Source organism: Methylobacterium sp. Leaf469 (assembly GCF_001424745.1).
Taxonomy (GTDB): Bacteria; Pseudomonadota; Alphaproteobacteria; order Rhizobiales; family Beijerinckiaceae; genus Methylobacterium.
On record NZ_LMRE01000044.1, the window covers coordinates 174,818 to 190,843 of the forward strand.

Annotated in this window: 17 protein-coding genes; 10 read left to right on the forward strand and 7 right to left on the reverse strand. The window is 67.1% G+C overall.

The window, feature by feature from the left end:
* Nucleotides 1–4 precede the first annotated feature (4 nt).
* On the forward strand, nucleotides 5–1,684 hold the full coding sequence (locus tag ASG60_RS19900; RefSeq protein ID WP_082531852.1) for a SpoIIE family protein phosphatase: 1,680 nt from the start codon (nucleotides 5–7) through the stop codon (nucleotides 1,682–1,684).
* 46 nt (nucleotides 1,685–1,730) lie between these two features.
* On the opposite strand, the gene argB is transcribed toward ASG60_RS19900, so the two are convergent.
* Nucleotides 1,731–2,627 (reverse strand): acetylglutamate kinase, encoded by an 897-nt coding sequence (argB, locus tag ASG60_RS19905; RefSeq protein WP_056176076.1) that lies wholly within the window; start codon nucleotides 2,625–2,627, stop codon nucleotides 1,731–1,733.
* 142 nt (nucleotides 2,628–2,769) lie between these two features.
* On the reverse strand, nucleotides 2,770–3,339 hold the full coding sequence (locus ASG60_RS19910; RefSeq protein WP_056267864.1) for a hypothetical protein: 570 nt from the start codon (nucleotides 3,337–3,339) through the stop codon (nucleotides 2,770–2,772).
* 276 nt (nucleotides 3,340–3,615) lie between these two features.
* Between ASG60_RS19910 and ASG60_RS19915 the strand changes: the two genes are divergently transcribed.
* Both ASG60_RS19915 and ASG60_RS19920 read left to right on the forward strand, forming a co-directional pair.
* Complete coding sequence (locus tag ASG60_RS19915) at nucleotides 3,616–3,825, forward strand: hypothetical protein (RefSeq protein ID WP_056176079.1); 210 nt, start codon at nucleotides 3,616–3,618, stop codon at nucleotides 3,823–3,825.
* Nucleotides 3,826–4,027: 202 nt separating this feature from the next.
* Nucleotides 4,028–4,303 (forward strand): hypothetical protein, encoded by a 276-nt coding sequence (locus ASG60_RS19920; protein WP_056176082.1) that lies wholly within the window; start codon nucleotides 4,028–4,030, stop codon nucleotides 4,301–4,303.
* 110 nt (nucleotides 4,304–4,413) lie between these two features.
* On the opposite strand, the gene ASG60_RS19925 is transcribed toward ASG60_RS19920, so the two are convergent.
* Nucleotides 4,414–5,196, reverse strand: a complete 783-nt coding sequence (locus tag ASG60_RS19925; RefSeq protein ID WP_056176085.1) for an MOSC domain-containing protein — start codon at nucleotides 5,194–5,196, stop codon at nucleotides 4,414–4,416.
* Nucleotides 5,197–5,435: 239 nt separating this feature from the next.
* Between ASG60_RS19925 and clpB the strand changes: the two genes are divergently transcribed.
* Both clpB and ASG60_RS19935 read left to right on the forward strand, forming a co-directional pair.
* Nucleotides 5,436–8,063, forward strand: coding sequence for an ATP-dependent chaperone ClpB (gene clpB, locus ASG60_RS19930; RefSeq protein ID WP_056387363.1), 2,628 nt, complete (start codon nucleotides 5,436–5,438; stop codon nucleotides 8,061–8,063).
* A gap of 202 nt (nucleotides 8,064–8,265) precedes the next feature.
* Nucleotides 8,266–8,643, forward strand: coding sequence for a hypothetical protein (locus tag ASG60_RS19935; RefSeq protein WP_056176091.1), 378 nt, complete (start codon nucleotides 8,266–8,268; stop codon nucleotides 8,641–8,643).
* A gap of 65 nt (nucleotides 8,644–8,708) precedes the next feature.
* On the opposite strand, the gene ASG60_RS19940 is transcribed toward ASG60_RS19935, so the two are convergent.
* Entirely contained in the window at nucleotides 8,709–9,443 is a 735-nt protein-coding gene (locus ASG60_RS19940; protein ID WP_056176093.1) for a SprT family zinc-dependent metalloprotease, read from the reverse strand.
* A 70-nt stretch (nucleotides 9,444–9,513) separates the two neighbouring features.
* Nucleotides 9,514–10,782, reverse strand: a complete 1,269-nt coding sequence (gene phaZ / locus ASG60_RS19945; protein ID WP_056176097.1) for a polyhydroxyalkanoate depolymerase — start codon at nucleotides 10,780–10,782, stop codon at nucleotides 9,514–9,516.
* 295 nt (nucleotides 10,783–11,077) lie between these two features.
* Between phaZ and ASG60_RS19950 the strand changes: the two genes are divergently transcribed.
* The 5 genes from ASG60_RS19950 (at nucleotide 11,078) to purQ (ending at nucleotide 14,459) form a co-directional block, all read left to right on the forward strand.
* On the forward strand, nucleotides 11,078–12,472 hold the full coding sequence (locus ASG60_RS19950; RefSeq protein WP_056362775.1) for an ActS/PrrB/RegB family redox-sensitive histidine kinase: 1,395 nt from the start codon (nucleotides 11,078–11,080) through the stop codon (nucleotides 12,470–12,472).
* Nucleotides 12,473–12,502: 30 nt separating this feature from the next.
* The gene (locus ASG60_RS19955; RefSeq protein ID WP_056176100.1) at nucleotides 12,503–13,105 is read left to right on the forward strand and encodes an ActR/PrrA/RegA family redox response regulator transcription factor; all 603 of its coding nucleotides are present in this window, start codon (nucleotides 12,503–12,505) and stop codon (nucleotides 13,103–13,105) included.
* 109 nt (nucleotides 13,106–13,214) lie between these two features.
* The gene (locus tag ASG60_RS19960; protein WP_056176103.1) at nucleotides 13,215–13,454 is read left to right on the forward strand and encodes a hypothetical protein; all 240 of its coding nucleotides are present in this window, start codon (nucleotides 13,215–13,217) and stop codon (nucleotides 13,452–13,454) included.
* Between the two features lie 85 nt (nucleotides 13,455–13,539).
* A complete protein-coding gene (gene purS / locus ASG60_RS19965; RefSeq protein WP_056387366.1) occupies nucleotides 13,540–13,779 on the forward strand; it encodes a phosphoribosylformylglycinamidine synthase subunit PurS in 240 nt (79 codons plus the stop codon).
* Complete coding sequence (purQ, locus tag ASG60_RS19970; RefSeq protein WP_056387370.1) at nucleotides 13,779–14,459, forward strand: phosphoribosylformylglycinamidine synthase subunit PurQ; 681 nt, start codon at nucleotides 13,779–13,781, stop codon at nucleotides 14,457–14,459. Before purS ends, purQ begins: the two co-directional genes overlap by 1 nt.
* A 114-nt stretch (nucleotides 14,460–14,573) precedes the next feature.
* Here purQ and ASG60_RS19975 read toward each other — a convergent pair whose 3' ends face one another.
* Together ASG60_RS19975 and ASG60_RS19980 are read right to left on the reverse strand one after the other, a co-directional pair.
* Nucleotides 14,574–15,119, reverse strand: coding sequence for an adenine phosphoribosyltransferase (locus tag ASG60_RS19975; RefSeq protein ID WP_056176113.1), 546 nt, complete (start codon nucleotides 15,117–15,119; stop codon nucleotides 14,574–14,576).
* A gap of 43 nt (nucleotides 15,120–15,162) precedes the next feature.
* The gene (locus tag ASG60_RS19980) at nucleotides 15,163–15,957 is read right to left on the reverse strand and encodes an inositol monophosphatase family protein (protein WP_056176116.1); all 795 of its coding nucleotides are present in this window, start codon (nucleotides 15,955–15,957) and stop codon (nucleotides 15,163–15,165) included.
* Nucleotides 15,958–16,026: the final 69 nt, after the last annotated feature.

Consider the following 16,026-nt stretch of genomic DNA (forward strand, 5'->3'; position numbering starts at 1 on the left):
GGGCATGCCGAGCGCCGAAGCTGCGCCGGTTCGGCGCGGCGGTTCCCTGCGGGGTGCCGGCCCACGCCGTAGCAGCGACTTCCTCGAAGCCGCCGGGTTCACCGATATGCCGCTGGCCGAAAGCGCCGCCGGCCCGACCATGAGGCCCGGATCCCTGCGCGGGTCTGCCCGAGGGCGCGACCTCGATAGTCTCGCCCATACCCTGTTCATGCGGATCTACCCGGTCATCGCCGTCGTCGTCCTGGTGACGCAGATCGGCATCGCCTGGGTGAACTACAGCGACCAGATCCGGCTCTACACCGAGCGGGCAAAGCTGCTCGCCGCCCTGACCGCAAGTGCCGTCGCTCGGCCAGATTGGATTACCCGGCCCGAGATCTACCGGCATCAGGTCCAGGCCCTCACCCTGGATCCGGCGTTCCGGGCGGTGGTTCTGCGCAATGCCGCGGGGGCCGTGGTCATGTCGCTGGGTGACATGCCGCGTGGTCGGTCCTGGGACATGGTCGTCGCGCAGGCTGATCTCTCCCTCCCATCCGAGACCAAACCCGTTGGACACCTCACCCTGGCCATCTCGGCCGAGGCGTTGCGCGGCAACGCCGAAAAGCAGGCGATTCTGGCCCTCGTGACCAGTCTCATCCTGATGCTCGCCTTCGTGTTGACCCTCCACGCCAATGTACGGGCGCACGTTCTGGCACCCCTCAAGCGCCTGCTCCTCGCCATGCGCGAGGTCGAGCACAAGAACTGGGTCACCGTCGAATCCGGTGCCCGTTTCAGGGCCAGCAACGAAATCGACGTGATCTCTCAGGCGTTCAACCGCATGGTCGAGGGTCTGCGAACGGGCGACGAAGCGAAGCGGCTGCTACAGGAACTCGAGACGGCGCATGCCAAGCTCGCCGAGGCCAACGGCCTCGTCATGGAGAGTATCGGCTACGCACGACGCATCCAGAGTTCGGTTTTGCCCGACCGCGCGGCGCTCGTGGGCACCGGCCTCGAGGTCGGGGTCCTGTGGGAGCCGCTTCACGTCGTCGGCGGCGACTACTTTTGGCTCGAGAACATCGACGGGCTCGGCATCATCGTGGTGGCGGATTGTACCGGTCACGGCGTCCCGGGGGCCTTCCTCACCCTCATCGTCGCCACGGCCCTCGACCGCATCCTGCACGAGCGGCGCCTGCGCGACCCCGTCGAGGTGCTGCGTGCCCTCGACTCCATGGTCCGGGTGCAATTGCGCCAGGACGGTCGGGGCGCGGTTTCCGATGACGGCCTCGATTGCGGGATTTGCATCTGGGATCGGCAAACCGCGACCCTGCGCTTCGCCGGGGCCGGCCTCTCCCTCACGAGTGTCACGGATGGGACCGTCACGCGCATCCGCGGCGCGAAGAACGGCCTCGGCTATCCTCGGCGGGCAGGGGAAATCTTTGCGGTGGACGAGATCGTCGTCCAGACCTCGGTGGAGACGACGTTCTACCTCATGACCGACGGGATCACCGACCAGATGGGCGGAGAGCGGCGTCGACTGCTCGGTCATCGTGGGGTCGCCGACATCCTCATGGCGCAATCGCATGACGGCCTCGGCGATCAGGTTGCGGCGCTGCAGCAGGCCCTTGCCGATTACCGTGGCAGCGAAGCGCGCCGGGACGACATGACTCTGGTGGCGTTTCGACCGATCCCGCAATCGCTGCCCGCGTGACCGCCCTCGTCCCGGTTCGCCCTGCCGGGCGACCCGGGTCACTGTGTCAGCTCCGGCGGATCAGGGTCCCGGCACCGTAATCGGTGAACAGTTCCAAGAGCACGGCGTGGCTGACCTTGCCATCGAGGATGACGACCGCCTCGACGCCCTGCTCAAGGGCGTAGATACAGGTCTCGACCTTCGGGATCATGCCGCCCGTGATGGTGCCGTCGGCGATGAGCCGGCGGCAATCCTCCAGAGTGAGTTCGGGGATCAGCTTCTTGTCCTTGTCGAGGACGCCCGGTACGTCGGTGAGCAGCAGCAGGCGCTTGGCCCGCAGCGCCCCCGCGATGGCGCCCGCGAAGGTGTCGGCGTTGACGTTGTAGGTCTGTCCGTCGGCGCCGAAGGCCACAGGGGCGAGGACCGGGATGAGTTCGGCCTTGAGCACCGCGTCGAGGACGCCGCGCTCGACGTGATCCGGTTCGCCGACGAGGCCGAGATCGACCTCTTGCTCGGTCTGGCTCTCGGGATCGATGATGGTGCGTGTGGCCTTCTTGGCCCGCACCATATTGCCATCCTTGCCGCACAGGCCGATGGCCCGTCCGCCCTCGGCTGAGATCCAGCCGACGATCTGTTTGTTGATGGAGCCGGCCAGGACCATCTCGACCACCTCGACGGTGGCCTCGTCGGTGACCCGCAAGCCGCCCTTGAACTCGGACTCGATGCCGAGCCGCCCGAGCATCCGGCCTATCTGCGGGCCGCCGCCGTGGACCACGATGGGCTTGAGGCCGGACTGCTCCAAGAGCACGATGTCCTCGGCGAAATCCTCCGCCGCGGCACGGTCGCCCATGGCGTGGCCGCCATACTTGATGACCACGATCTCCTGGTCGTAGCGCTGCATATGCGGCAGGGCCTGAACCAGGACTTCGGCACGCACGTGCACGTTCGGCAACGGGTCTTTCATCGTGGGGCTCGTTCCTCGATGCGTGCCGGGCGGTCGTGCACGGCGCCGGGCTTCTACCGCAGGCATGTGACCCTGCGAAGCAGGCAGCGGGCAATTTTTGCGCCCAGCCACGCGGCAGCGGGCGCAACCGCCGGTCTGTCCGTCAGATGACGGCCTCGATCAGGCCGAGGCCGCGGGCCTCTTCGGCCTCGATGTACCAGTTCGAGGGGGCGCGGGTCAGCACTTCGTCGAGACTCACCGTCGATCCCGCGACGAGGTTGGCGAACCCTTCGTTCTGGATCTCGATGGAGCATTCGAGTTCGTGCAGGGCCGCCGTCACCGTGGCGATGCAGGTGGTGAGCGGACCGTCGATGTGCAGCTTCTTCGAGATCTTGCGCTCGTGGATCATCAGGCGGGTGCCGCGCGTCAGGTAGCGGTTGGAGCGGGCGAAGAAGCTCATGAAGGTGGTGCCGGCCGAGTAGATCGCTGCTTTTCCGAGAAAGACGATCCGCCGGTGCGGATCGACCTCGCTGGCGAAGCGGATGTCCTCGCCCATCATCCGAGCCACTTCCGGATCACCGCCGAGGGTCGAGAGTTCGACCACGACGAAATCCTGATCCGACGCCGCATCGAACTGCTGGCGGAAATCCTTGTACATCGACTGGTCCACGGGACCGGAGAGCAGGATGGCGGGAGCCTTGAAGGCCGGGGCGGGAAGCGGCGTCGTGTCCATGGTGTCCTTCGGGGGAAACGTCATCGGCCGCGTCCGGGAAGGCGTCGCGGGACCGGCTTGTGAGACGCTCACCGTCCCCCTGGAGTTCCGCGCTCCGATGCGACGACGGGCCGATCTTCATCTGCGGGTGCGACCGCATGCCGAAACACAATCCATCGGACACTCCCGGAAGCGTGATGATTGGAGGGAACTGATTTCCGCCGGAGGCACCGGGCCTTTAACGTCCGCTTAACCTTGAATCGTGATCCTGCGTCCCGTCGATCAGGGACTAAGCCGTTGTCCAACTCCGATTCTTTCACCCCCCGCCAGACTCTGACGAATCCGGGCCTGCTTGCCAGCGCGCTGCACCGGATCGGCACCGAGGCCGCCTCGACGGCCGAGGTCTGGCGCCGTCTCACCGAGCATTACATCGTTGATCTCGACGCCGTGGCGGCGCTGCTGCCGCGCGCCGAGCCTGAGCCTCTCTGGCTTCAGGGCCGGGACTGAGGGTGGCCCAAGCGTCACACACGGGCGCGATGCGTCTCGAGAATCCGCCCCTGGCATACGGTGTGCGTGGGGAGGATGGACACCAAGACCAATAACCCGAAACCAGATCTTCGAGGAACGCCCCAGACAACAATCACGCGGCCGCTCGAACGCCAGAGCCACTCCGCGGACCTTCTTCGCCATCTCGAACAAGAGGTCCGTCATGTCCGAATTGCTGTCCGTCGCCCTCGTATGCATGCAAACCATGCTGGTTCAGAACTGCTCCCGCCAAACAGCCCTCGACGTGATCATCGCGCCCGCGAGAACACCGATGGAATGCCTGATCCACGGACAGGCCATGGCGGCGTCGGCCGGGTTGCCCGGAGGCGACGATCGCTACCTCAAGATCACCTGCGAGCGCCGCCACGCCGATCTGCGCCATCTGAGGCGCGCCGGCTACGCGGCAGCCGTTGTCCTGGTCCCCCGCGACGCCATCTGACGCCGAAGGGGCCGATCGCGAACCCGGTCGATCCCCACTTCGTCGCATCACTCGCAGCACGGCTGCTCCGTCGACGCACGGTTTCGGCTGGCGTCGGACGGTCGGCCTACTCAGACGTTCGCCGGCTCGAGCGTGAGGCGATCGCCGGTCCGCAAGGTGCCGCCGGCCACCACCTCTGCGTAGACTCCGCAATCCGTGTGGCCAAGGTGCTGCGACAGGGCGCGGGGGATCGTGAGGTCGCGAATGCCCGTGACCGGATCGACGTTGGTCGCCGCGCAACGCTCCGTGCGTTTGAGAACGCGCAGCGCGACCCCGCCGTGCGTGACGAGCGTGCGCCCGACGAGGTCGAGTTCGGCCCAAGGCGCCAGACCCGAGACGTGGAGATTCGCTCGGAACCGCAGGGGATCGACGGCAGCACCCGTCAGGGTCTCGACCGCCGCGACGCTGGCGAGATTGAGGAGCGAAACGAAGCCACGGGGCGAATCGGTGAAGCGGAAGCCGTCGGGCGCGCCCAGCACCTTGGGCGGGCCGCGTAGGGCGTCGGGCAGGTACCCGGCCAGGAAGCTTTCGATGGCGCCGCGTCCTTCCGCCGTGCCGAGATCACCCTGCGCCGCGACGCCGCCATCACCGTGGATCGTCAGGACGTTCGTATGCGCCTCGTAGCGTGCGTCGAGGCGGGCCAGGGCTTCGTGGCGCATGAGCATCAGGAATTTGATCTTGGGCTGATGCACGGGTGCCGCCGGATCGAAGCCGGACGGGCCGTTCTCGACGGCGAACAAGCGATCGCCGGGAAAGTAGTCGCCCGCCTCCAGATCGACGCTGTCGAGCCGTTCGGGCGAGAGGCCCTTCACGGGGTAGCGATGGAGAGCGTCGAGGTGCAGTTCGTTCGTCATCGGAAGAGCATGGACCGGTGACGAAGCCGCTTGCAAGGGTCCGGAAGATCCCGCCCCCACTTCGATCCGGACCCCCTTGTGGTGCGTATTTACAACACCACATCCGTGTCACCGGCGGCTGGATGGCGCCGGGGTTCTCGCAGTGAAGGTATGGGACCGGAGCCGGGGAACGACGTCTCGGAACGGCCGCGCCGCCTCATGCGGGCGGGACCGGACCGACACGGGGAGGTGGAAAGAGCATGAATTTCGAGATCTACACCGAACGCGCCCGCGGCTTCGTCCAGTCGGCGCAGACCCTGGCCATGCGCGAGGGTCATCCGCAATTGCAGCCGGGTCACCTCCTGAAGGTGCTTCTCGACGACCCCGAGGGCCTGTGTGCCGGCCTCATCGACCGTGCGGGCGGGCAGTCCCGGGTCGCCCTCGCGCAGGTCGAGACATGGCTCGCTAGGCAGCCCAAGGTGTCCGGCAATTCGTCCCAGCCCCAGGCGACGCGCGAACTCGTGCGCCTGTTCGACACCGCCGAGAAGGCGGCCGAGAAGGCCGGCGATTCCTACGTCACCGTGGAGCGCCTGCTCCTGGCGCTCGCCGTCGAGAAGGACACCGAGTCCGGCAAGGCGCTCGCCGCCGCGGGCGTGACGCCGGCGTCGCTGAATGGGGCCATCAACGCCCTGCGCAAGGGCCGCACTGCCGACAACGCCACGGCGGAGAACGCCTACGACGCCCTGAAGAAATACGCCCGCGACCTCACGGAAGCCGCCCGCGAAGGCAAGCTCGATCCGGTGATCGGCCGTGACGAGGAGATCCGGCGTACGATCCAGGTCCTGTCCCGGCGCACCAAGAACAATCCCGTGCTCATCGGCGAGCCCGGCGTCGGCAAGACCGCCATCGTCGAGGGGCTCGCCCTACGCATCGTCGACGGCGACGTGCCCGAGAGCTTGAAGGACAAGAGCCTGCTCGCCCTCGACATGGGCTCGCTGATCGCGGGCGCCAAATACCGCGGCGAGTTCGAAGAGCGCCTGAAGGGCGTGCTGTCCGAGGTGACGGCGGCGAACGGCGGCATCATTCTGTTCATCGACGAAATGCACACCCTCGTGGGCGCCGGAAAGGCCGACGGGGCGATGGATGCCTCGAACCTCCTGAAGCCCGCCCTGGCACGGGGCGAACTGCACTGCGTCGGCGCAACAACCCTCAACGAGTACCGCAAGCACGTCGAGAAGGACGCCGCCCTGGCGCGGCGCTTCCAGCCCGTCTTCGTGTCCGAGCCCACCGTGGAGGATACGGTCTCGATCCTGCGCGGCATCAAGGAGAAGTACGAGCAGCACCACGGCGTGCGTATCCAGGATGCGGCGTTGGTCGCGGCCGCCACCCTGTCGAACCGCTACATCACCGACCGTTTCCTTCCCGATAAGGCCATCGACCTCATGGACGAGGCGGGCTCGCGCCTGCGCATGCAGGTCGATTCGAAGCCCGAGGAACTCGACAATATCGACCGCGAGATCGTGCGCCGGAAGATCGAGGGCGAGGCCCTGAAGAAGGAGACCGACACCGCCTCCCGCGACCGCCTCGTGCGGCTGGAAAAGGAGTTGGCCGATCTTGAGGAGCAATCCTCGGCCATCACCTCGCGCTGGAAGGCGGAGAAGGACAAGCTCGGGGCAGCGGCCGACTTGAAGAAGAAGCTCGACGAGGCCCGCACGGAACTCGCCAACGCCCAGCGCCAGGGTCAATACCAGCGCGCCGGCGAACTCGCCTATGGCGTGGTGCCGGGCCTGGAGAAGCAGCTCGCCGAGATCGAGGCGGCGGCCGAGTCCGCGGTCAGCCGCGACGGCATGGTCGAAGAGGCGGTGACCCCTGCCCACATCGCCGGGGTTGTCTCGCGCTGGACCGGCGTGCCCGTGGACAAGATGCTGGAGGGCGAGCGCGACAAGCTGCTCGCCATGGAATCGGCTCTGGCGAAGCGCGTCGTCGGCCAGCGCGAGGCGGTTGAGGCGGTCGCGACCGCCGTGCGCCGGGCCCGGGCCGGCCTGCAGGATCCCAACCGGCCCATCGGTTCGTTCATGTTCCTTGGGCCCACGGGCGTCGGCAAGACCGAGCTGACGAAGGCGCTCGCTGGGTTCCTATTCGACGACGACACGGCGCTCGTACGGATCGACATGTCAGAATACATGGAGAAGCACGCCGTTGCCCGCCTCATCGGTGCGCCTCCGGGCTACGTCGGCTACGAGGAGGGAGGGTCCCTCACGGAGGCCGTGCGGCGCCGGCCGTATCAGGTCGTGTTGTTCGACGAGGTCGAGAAGGCGCATCCGGACGTGTTCAACGTCCTCCTGCAGGTGCTCGACGATGGGCGCCTGACGGACGGGCAGGGGCGCACGGTGGACTTCCGCAACACGCTCCTCATCATGACCTCGAACCTTGGCTCCGAGTACCTCGTCAACCAGTCCGAGGGCGATGATACCGATGCCGTGCGCGACGAGGTGATGGGTGTGGTGCGCCATCACTTCCGGCCGGAATTCCTGAACCGGATCGACGAGATCATCCTGTTCCACCGCCTCAAGCGGTCGGAGATGGGCGCCATCGTCGACATCCAGCTCGGGCGTCTCCAGAAGCTTCTGGACGAGCGCAAGATCACCATCGACGTCGAGCCCGATGCCCACGACTGGCTCGCGGACAAGGGGTACGATCCGGCCTACGGGGCGCGTCCGCTGAAGCGGGTGATCCAGAAGGCGGTACAGGACCGCCTCGCCGAGCAGCTCCTGTCCGGATCGATCCACGACGGCGAATCGGTGCCGGTGCGGCTCGGGCCCCTCGGGTTGACCGTGGGCGATACCCTGGCGGCCGAGACGCGCCCGCAGAACCGCTTGCTGAACTGACACGGATGTGACCGGACCGCCGCTCGCGAGCCGCGGTCCGGTCCGATCCATCCGTTGCATACCGCATTGATCCGCGTGGTTAGCGAATTCTTAACGGGTTTGGCCGAAGGCTTGTCCCGGAATCGATGTTCCCGCAGTGGACTATCGCTAGGGGCAGCCAGGCCTTAATCCTGACGGCTACGCTTCAACACGGACGAACGCCATGCGATTCTGCGCCCTTCCCGCACTGATGCTCCTCGCCGGGATGGCGCAGGTGGAGGCCGGGTCGCTTCCGGTCGACGAGACCACCTATGTCGAGAACTCCCTGAACCGCGACGGCCGTCTCGTCGTCGAGCATCGGCCCATCGCCCGGACGCCGGGTGGGCGTCAGTCCGGCTCGTCCGCCGAACTCGCCGGCTTCTGCCACGAGGGTGGCATCATCCGCCGCCGGGACGAGTTCGGCCAACCCGTGATTCTGCGTCAGCGCGAAGTCTGCGACAGCGTCGCGCCGCGCACCCTCGCGCCGGGTCAGGTCGATGCCCGTCCGACTTGGCCCGAGGAGCCCGGTTCGCGCCGCCGCGTTCTGCGGGTGAAGGGCTGACGAAAAGGGTCCTGCCTCTCCGTCGTCTCGTGCCGAAGCTGGGTGAGCGTTCGGGAAGTACGTCCTCAGCCGTAGCGATGCAGGCTCGATCCATTGCGCTTGAGCCAGCGTTCCGCCTCCTCGACATGCGGGCAGATGGCGCCGACGAGACTCCAGAACCGGGCCGAGTGATTCATCTCCTTCAGGTGCGCCATCTCGTGGGCGACGAGGTAGTCGAGCACCAGCGGCGGGGCCAGGATCAGCCGCCACGAGAAATTCAGGGCACCCTGGGCCGTGCATGAACCCCAGCGGCTGCGGGTGTCGCGCACGGTGATGCGCGTCGGCGCTTGTCCGATGGCTCCCCCATAGCTCTTCACGGCCGCGGTCAGATCCCGGCGCGCTTCCCGTTCGAGGAAATCGCCGATGCGCCGGGCGATGTGCGGTGCCTCGCAGGCAACGGAGATCACGGGATCGTCCGCCGTCGCCTCGACCCGCGTCAGGCCGCCCGTCGACGACCGGTGAACGATGCGATGGGGGATGCCGCGCAGGGGAAGCACCGCGCCATCCACGAAGGCGATTCGCTCTGGCAGCTTGGCCAGCCGCAGGGCGATCCAGCCGCTATGGCTGATCGCGAATTTCTGCGCCACCGCCAGCGAGGTCCGCGCCGGTAGGGTCATCACCACCTCACCGGTGGCGCTCGACACGCGCAGCGTCAAGCGACGCGCCGTCGGTCGACGCCGCAGGGCGATGCGGAAAGTCTCACCCTCGTGGGCGATATCGAGATGGTCCGGGTCCGGCCCGCGCAGCAGCGCCAATCGCATGCGGGCAGCTTAGCGGTGCCGCCGCCGCGCCGCCATCGTCGGGAGGGCGAATTGCTGGGGGCAGGTCGCCTCAGTCCGCCGGTTCCTGGGCGATGGCGGGGCGGGCCTGCATCGCGCGGATGAATTCGGCGATGCGCGGCGCGATCACGGTGCGATAACGGGAGCCGTTGAACACCCCATAATGCCCGACGCCCTTCTGCAGGTGATAGGCTTTTCGTTCGGGCGGCAGGTTCGGCGTGAGATCGAGGGCCGCCTGCGTCTGCCCGACCCCCGAGATGTCGTCGTTCTCGCCCTCGATGGCGAGGATCGCGCAGGTGCGGATCGCCCCGAGGTCGACGCGCGTGCCCGCGTGCATCATCGTGCCCTTCGGCAGGGCGTGATCGACGAACACGGTCTTGATCGTCTGCAGGTAGAAGTCCGCCGTCAGGTCCATCACCGCGAGGTACTCGTCGTAGAAGTCGCGGTGCTTTTCGGCCGAATCGCCGTCGCCGGTGACGAGGTGATCGAACATCTCCGCGTGGGCGTCGACGTGGCGATCGAGGTTCATCGACATGAAGCCGGACAGCTGGAAGAAGCCCGGATAGACGCTGCGCCACGCCCCCGGATACCCAGCCGGCACGGTCGTGATGCAGTTGCGCTCGAACCACTTCGTGCCGCGCTCCTGGGCGAGGCAGTTCACGGCGGTGGGCGAACGCCGCGTGTCGATGGGGCCGCCCATGAGGGTCATGGAAGTCGGCACGGTGGCGTGCCCGCGTGCCTCCATCACCGCGATGGCGGCCAGCACCGGCACCGCCGGCTGGCACACGGCCATGACGTGGAGGTCGGGCCCGAGCATGGTGAACAGGGCGATGAGGTAGTCGATGTAGGTGTCGAGGTCGAAGCGCCCGGCGCTCAGCGGCACCATGCGAGCATCGGCCCAATCGGTGATGAAGACCTGATGGTCCGGCAGCATCGCCTCCACGGTGCCGCGCAGGAGGGTGGCGTAATGCCCGGACATCGGCGCCACGATGAGGAGCTTCGGCTGTGGCTGGCTCGGACCGCGAACAAAACCACGGTCGAAGGTGATGGCCCGGCAGAACGGCCGCTCCCACACCACGCGTTCGCTCACCGGCACGCTGTGGCCCTCGATCCAGGTGCCGGTGAATCCGAAGCCCGGTTTGGCGTAGCGACGCGTCATCCGCTCGAACATCTCGCAGGCCGCCGCGACGCTGCGGGCATAGGGGCCGTACGACAGTGGATTGGCTGGGTTCTGAAGGCTGTGCTTGACCATGTCGGCGGCAACCCGCGCCGGCGTCGTCATGATCCGGGCGGTCTCATACCAGTAGTAGGACAGGTTCACGATGGCCTCCCCCTGTTCCGGAACGCAGCGCCTGCCCGATGCGTGAAGGTTGGCGCATGTTCGTGCCCAGCCGTTCGGCTCGGGCTTGTCTCCGACTTAGGGCGCAACCTGCGGCGACAAGTCCCGTGCGTGACGTTCCGGCCGCTTCGCCGCCTCCGACGCGGGAGAGCGAAGTCCTGTCACGGACCGGCGTGGCGATGCGAACGAAAGCGTCCGCTTCGAACCAGGCGTGGAAGACTTGATTGCCCACGATGGGATGGACGTTGGATCACGCGGCCCTATCGTTCTGATGGACATGATGGACATGAGCACCACCGGCTTCGTGCGCGACGCCCGGCACCTCCGGCTCGATACCTTCGTCCGCCTGCGCTGGCTCGCGATCACCGGCCAGAGCGCGGCCGTGGTCGGCGCCCAGTTCGGCCTTGGGCTGCCGCTGCCGTTCGGCTGGTGCTTCCTCGTCATCGCTGCCTCGTCGTGGCTGAATCTCGCCCTGCGTATCCGGTTTCCCGCGAGTTACCGCCTCAGCGACGATTCGGCTGCACTGTTGCTGGCGTTCGACATCATTCAGCTCGCGGCCCTGCTGTTCCTCACGGGTGGCCTGCAGAACCCGTTTTCGCTCCTGTTCCTCGCCCCTGTGCTGATCTCGGCCACAGCCCTGCCGCCCGAGCGGACCCTGGCCCTTGGGCTCCTCGCCATCGGCCTCGCGACCCTGCTGGCCCTCATCCACCGGCCGCTGCCGTGGTTCGCCGATGGTCGCCTCGAACTGCCGTTCCTCTACATTTCCGGGGTATGGACCGCGATTCTCCTCGGTACGGCCTTCACCGGGGTCTACGCCTGGAAGGTCTCCGAGGAGACCCGGCTCCTGGCCCAGGCGCTTGCCGCCACCGAGCTCGTGCTCGCCCGCGAGCAGCACCTTTCGCAGCTCGATGGTCTGGCGGCGGCGGCGGCGCATGAGCTCGGCACACCGCTCGGCACCATCATGGTGGTGACGAAGGAGCTGAGCCGTCAGCTCGCTCCGACGGCGTCGCCGGGCGTACGTGAGGATCTCGCGCTCCTTCGCGATCAGGTCGACCGCTGCCGCAGCATTCTGTCGAAGCTCACATCACTCGATGGGGATGGGGGGGGCTTCCTCCAGACCGTGAGCCTGAGCCACCTCGTCGAGGAATTGGTGGCGCCCCAGCGCGCCATGGGCATCATCCTCGACGTCACCAGCAGGGGGGAGGGGCAGGAGCCCTCGACCCGGCGCAACCCCGGCGTCCTGTTCGGGCTCGCGAACATCGTCGACAATGCCGTGGATTTCGCCAAGACCCGCGTCATCATCGAGGCGCGCTGGACTTATGAGCAGGTCTGGCTCGAGATGCGCGACGACGGTCCCGGCTTCTCCGGCGAGGTGCTGCTTCGCGCCGGCGAGCCCTACGTGACCACTCGGGGCAACGACCGGGCGAAATCCGGCGCGACCACGGGTGCAGGCCTGGGACTGGGTTTGTTCATCGCCAAAACCCTTATCGAGCGCTCAGGTGCGCAACTCACCTTGTCGAACGCGCCCGATCCCACTGCGACGGGCGCCGTCGTGCGCGTGTCCTGGGCGCGGCACGTGTTCGAGCGCGGCATCGCGGTTGCGCGTCATGCACAGAATGGAGAGCTGGCAACCCCTGATCAGGACCGTTCCGGCGCCTATATAAGTTCCTGAAGACTTACAGGAACGCAGGAGACGCGTCGAATGCAGACGCAGACCGGTACGACGGCGCCTGGCGCCGATATCATGCAACTTGGCGATAACGATCCGCTGGCCGCTTTCACCGATCGTAGCCTGCTCATCGTCGATGACGACAAACCGTTCTCGACCCGCCTCGCCCGCGCCATGGAGATGCGCGGCTACGAGGTCCACGTCGCCGAGAGCGTGGCCGAGGGGGTCTCGATGGTGGATGCGCGGGCGCCGGCCTTCGCGGTCATCGACATGCGTCTCGGAGATGGGAACGGCCTCGACGTCATCGCCCGTCTCAAGGAGCGTCGCCCGGAGGCCCGCGGCGTGATTCTTACGGGCTACGGCAACATCGCCACGGCGGTGACGGCGGTTAAGCTCGGCGCGTTCGACTATCTCGCCAAGCCCGCGGATGCCGACGAGATCCACGGCACCCTCATGGCCCAGCCGGGCGAGCGCGCCGATCCGCCGGAGAACCCGATGTCGGCCGACCGGGTGCGCTGGGAGCACATCCAGCGGGTCTACGAGCTGTGCAGCCGCAACGTCTCGGAAACGGCGCGTCGCCTCAACATGCATCGCCGCACCCTGCAGCGCATCCTGGCCAAACGCGCGCCGCGCTGACGACGGGAAGGGGCGAAGTTGCGTGGTCCGACCAGATCGCGCTACTTCCCTCGACCGCCCGCGCAACGGGATCGCGCGGTGACGGAACGACAATCGGGATGCCACGCCAGTGAACACGCGCAACCTCATCACGATCGTCAGCATGATGGTGCTGGTGGGCACGGAAGTCTTCGCCGTCGCCATCGCGGCCGGCTGGGCGCTGGCCGGCATCTTCGAACTCGGCGACACCGTCGGTCACGTGCTGATGGCCGTCTTCAGCCTCTTCGCAGCGTGGGTGATGTTGCAGCTCTGGCGTCGGGCCATCAGCATCGAACCCCTGCGCGCCGCCCCCGCCGTACAGCGCCGCTAGACGAGCAGGGTCCCTCCGCGTTGCCAGGGCGGCGTTTCCCGATTATCGCGGGGGCGCCCCGCCACGCGCAGCCGAGTTCGACCCCATGAAAGCACGCATCATCGTCACCCTGAAGACCGGCGTGCTCGATCCGCAGGGCAAGGCGATCGAGGCGGCGCTGACGTCGTTCGGCCTGTCCGGCGTCGACGGTGTGCGCCAGGGCAAGGTCTTCGACGTCGAACTCGCGGGCGACGACCGCGCCGCAGCCGAGGCCACCCTCAGGGCCGCCTGCGAGAAGCTCCTGGCCAACACCGTGGTCGAGAACTACGCGATCGAGATCGCCTGATGCGCGCCGCCGTCATCGTCTTTCCGGGCTCCAACCGTGACGCGGATGTGGCCCGTGCCCTGACTCAGGCCGGGGCCGAAGTGGTCAAGGTCTGGCATGCCGACACCGAACTGCCGGCGGGCACTGACCTCGCAGTCCTGCCGGGCGGCTTTTCCTACGGCGACTACTTGCGCTGCGGCGCCATCGCGGGCCGCGCGGCGGCCATGGATGCCGTGCGCGCGCATGCGGCGCGCGGCGGCTTGGTGCTGGGCATCTGCAACGGCTTCCAGATTCTATGCGAGTCGGGTCTGCTGCCCGGCGTCCTCATGCGCAACGTCGACCGGCGCTTCATCTGCCACCGGCAGCTCCTGCGCGTCGAGCGCGCCGATACCCGCTTCACCACGGCCTACACCAAGGATCAGGTCATCGACGTGTGTGTGGCGCACGGCGAGGGCAACTACTTCGCGGATCCCGACACCATCGTGCGCCTCGAAGGCGATGGCCGTGTGGCGTTCCGCTACTGCGACGCGGCGGGCGCGCTGACGGTGGATGCCAATCGCAACGGCTCGCTTAATTCCATCGCGGGCATTTATTCCGAGAAGCTCAACGTACTCGGGCTGATGCCGCACCCGGAGAATTTCGTCGAAGATCTCGTCGGCGGCACGGACGGGCGCGGCCTGTTCGCGAGCTTGGCTGCATAAGGCCTTCGACCCTCCCTCTGTGTCGGGGAGGGCGGTCGCGGAGCGGGAGGTCGAGGGAGACGACCTCCGCGCAGCGAAGGCATTCCCTCTTGCAGGACCGCGCGTCTTACGGACCTAGTGCCCGTCGAACTCCATCAACGTCCGCACCGGGACGTCGAGATCCCGCAGTTTCTGCGCCCCACCGATCTCGGGCAGATCGATGACGAAGCAGGCGGCCACGACCTCGGCACCGATCTGACGAAGCAGGTTCACCGCCGCGCAGGCCGTCCCGCCGGTGGCGATGAGATCGTCCACCAGAAGCACCCGGTCGCCCGGCTTGATCGCATCGACGTGGATTTCCATTTCGTCGGTGCCGTATTCGAGGGCATAGGCGATCGACACGGTCTTGTGGGGCAGCTTGCCTTTCTTGCGGATCGGTACGAAGCCCGACGAAAGCTGGTGCGCCACTGCGCCACCAAGGATGAACCCGCGCGCCTCGATGCCGGCGACCTGATCGATCCGGCCGCCCGCGAACGGATGCACGAGGGCATCGACCGCCCGACGGAAGGCACGCGGATCGCTCAATAGCGTGGTGATGTCGCGAAACACGATACCGGGCTTCGGGTAGTCCGGAATCGAGCGGATCGACTCTTTCAGCGCGATATGGCGGCGGGAATCCATGGCGGCGGCCTTCGTCGAGTTCGATGATGAGTGGGCGTGGGTTTCAGGCGTTGGCGCGGCGCAGGAGCTTCACGAGATCCCCATGCAGGTTCTCGTTGCCGGCGGCCACCGAACGCGCGGCGAGGGGCTCGGCGCCGCCATCGGCGCTGGAGACGAAGCCGCCGGCCTCGCGCACCAGGATGATGCCGGCCGCGATGTCCCAGGTCTGCAGGTCGCGCTCCCAGTACAGGTCCGAGCGGCCGCAGGCGACGTAGGCGAGATCGAGAGCCGCCGAGCCGAACCGGCGGATGCCCCCGCTGACGGCCATCACGGCCGCCACCTCGCGCAGGAGCTTCGGATGATCGCCGCGCCCAAGGTAGGGTGAGCCGTAGGCCACGAGGGCATCGGCCATGTCGACACGGCCCGAGACGCGCAGCCGGCGGTTGTTGAGGTAGGCGCCCTTGCCGCGTTCGGCCACGAACAACTCGTCCTTTGCTGGATCGTAGATCACGCCGGCGACGATCTGGCCCTCGCGCTCCAAGCCCACGGAAATCGCGAAATGCGGGATGCCGTGCAGGAAGTTGGTGGTGCCGTCGAGGGGGTCGACGTGCCAGGTGTGGCTCTTGTCGGCGCCCTCGACGATGCCGGACTCCTCGAGCACGAGGCCGTAGCCGGGCCGGGCCTTCATCAGAGCGTCGCGCAGGACTTCCTCAGCCTTGCGATCGGCCGCCGAGACGAAGTTGCCCGGTCCCTTGCGCGAGACTTGAAGGTTCTCGATCTCGCCGTAGTCGCGCTTGAGGCCGCGGGCGGCCTTGCGGACGGCATCGACCATGACGGTCATGAGGGGTGAGCTGATCATCGCTTGAAGGGTCCGGGTCGATTCAAAGAGCGTCGGAGACGCGAGAGGTCTGAGGGGGCCATAGCACGT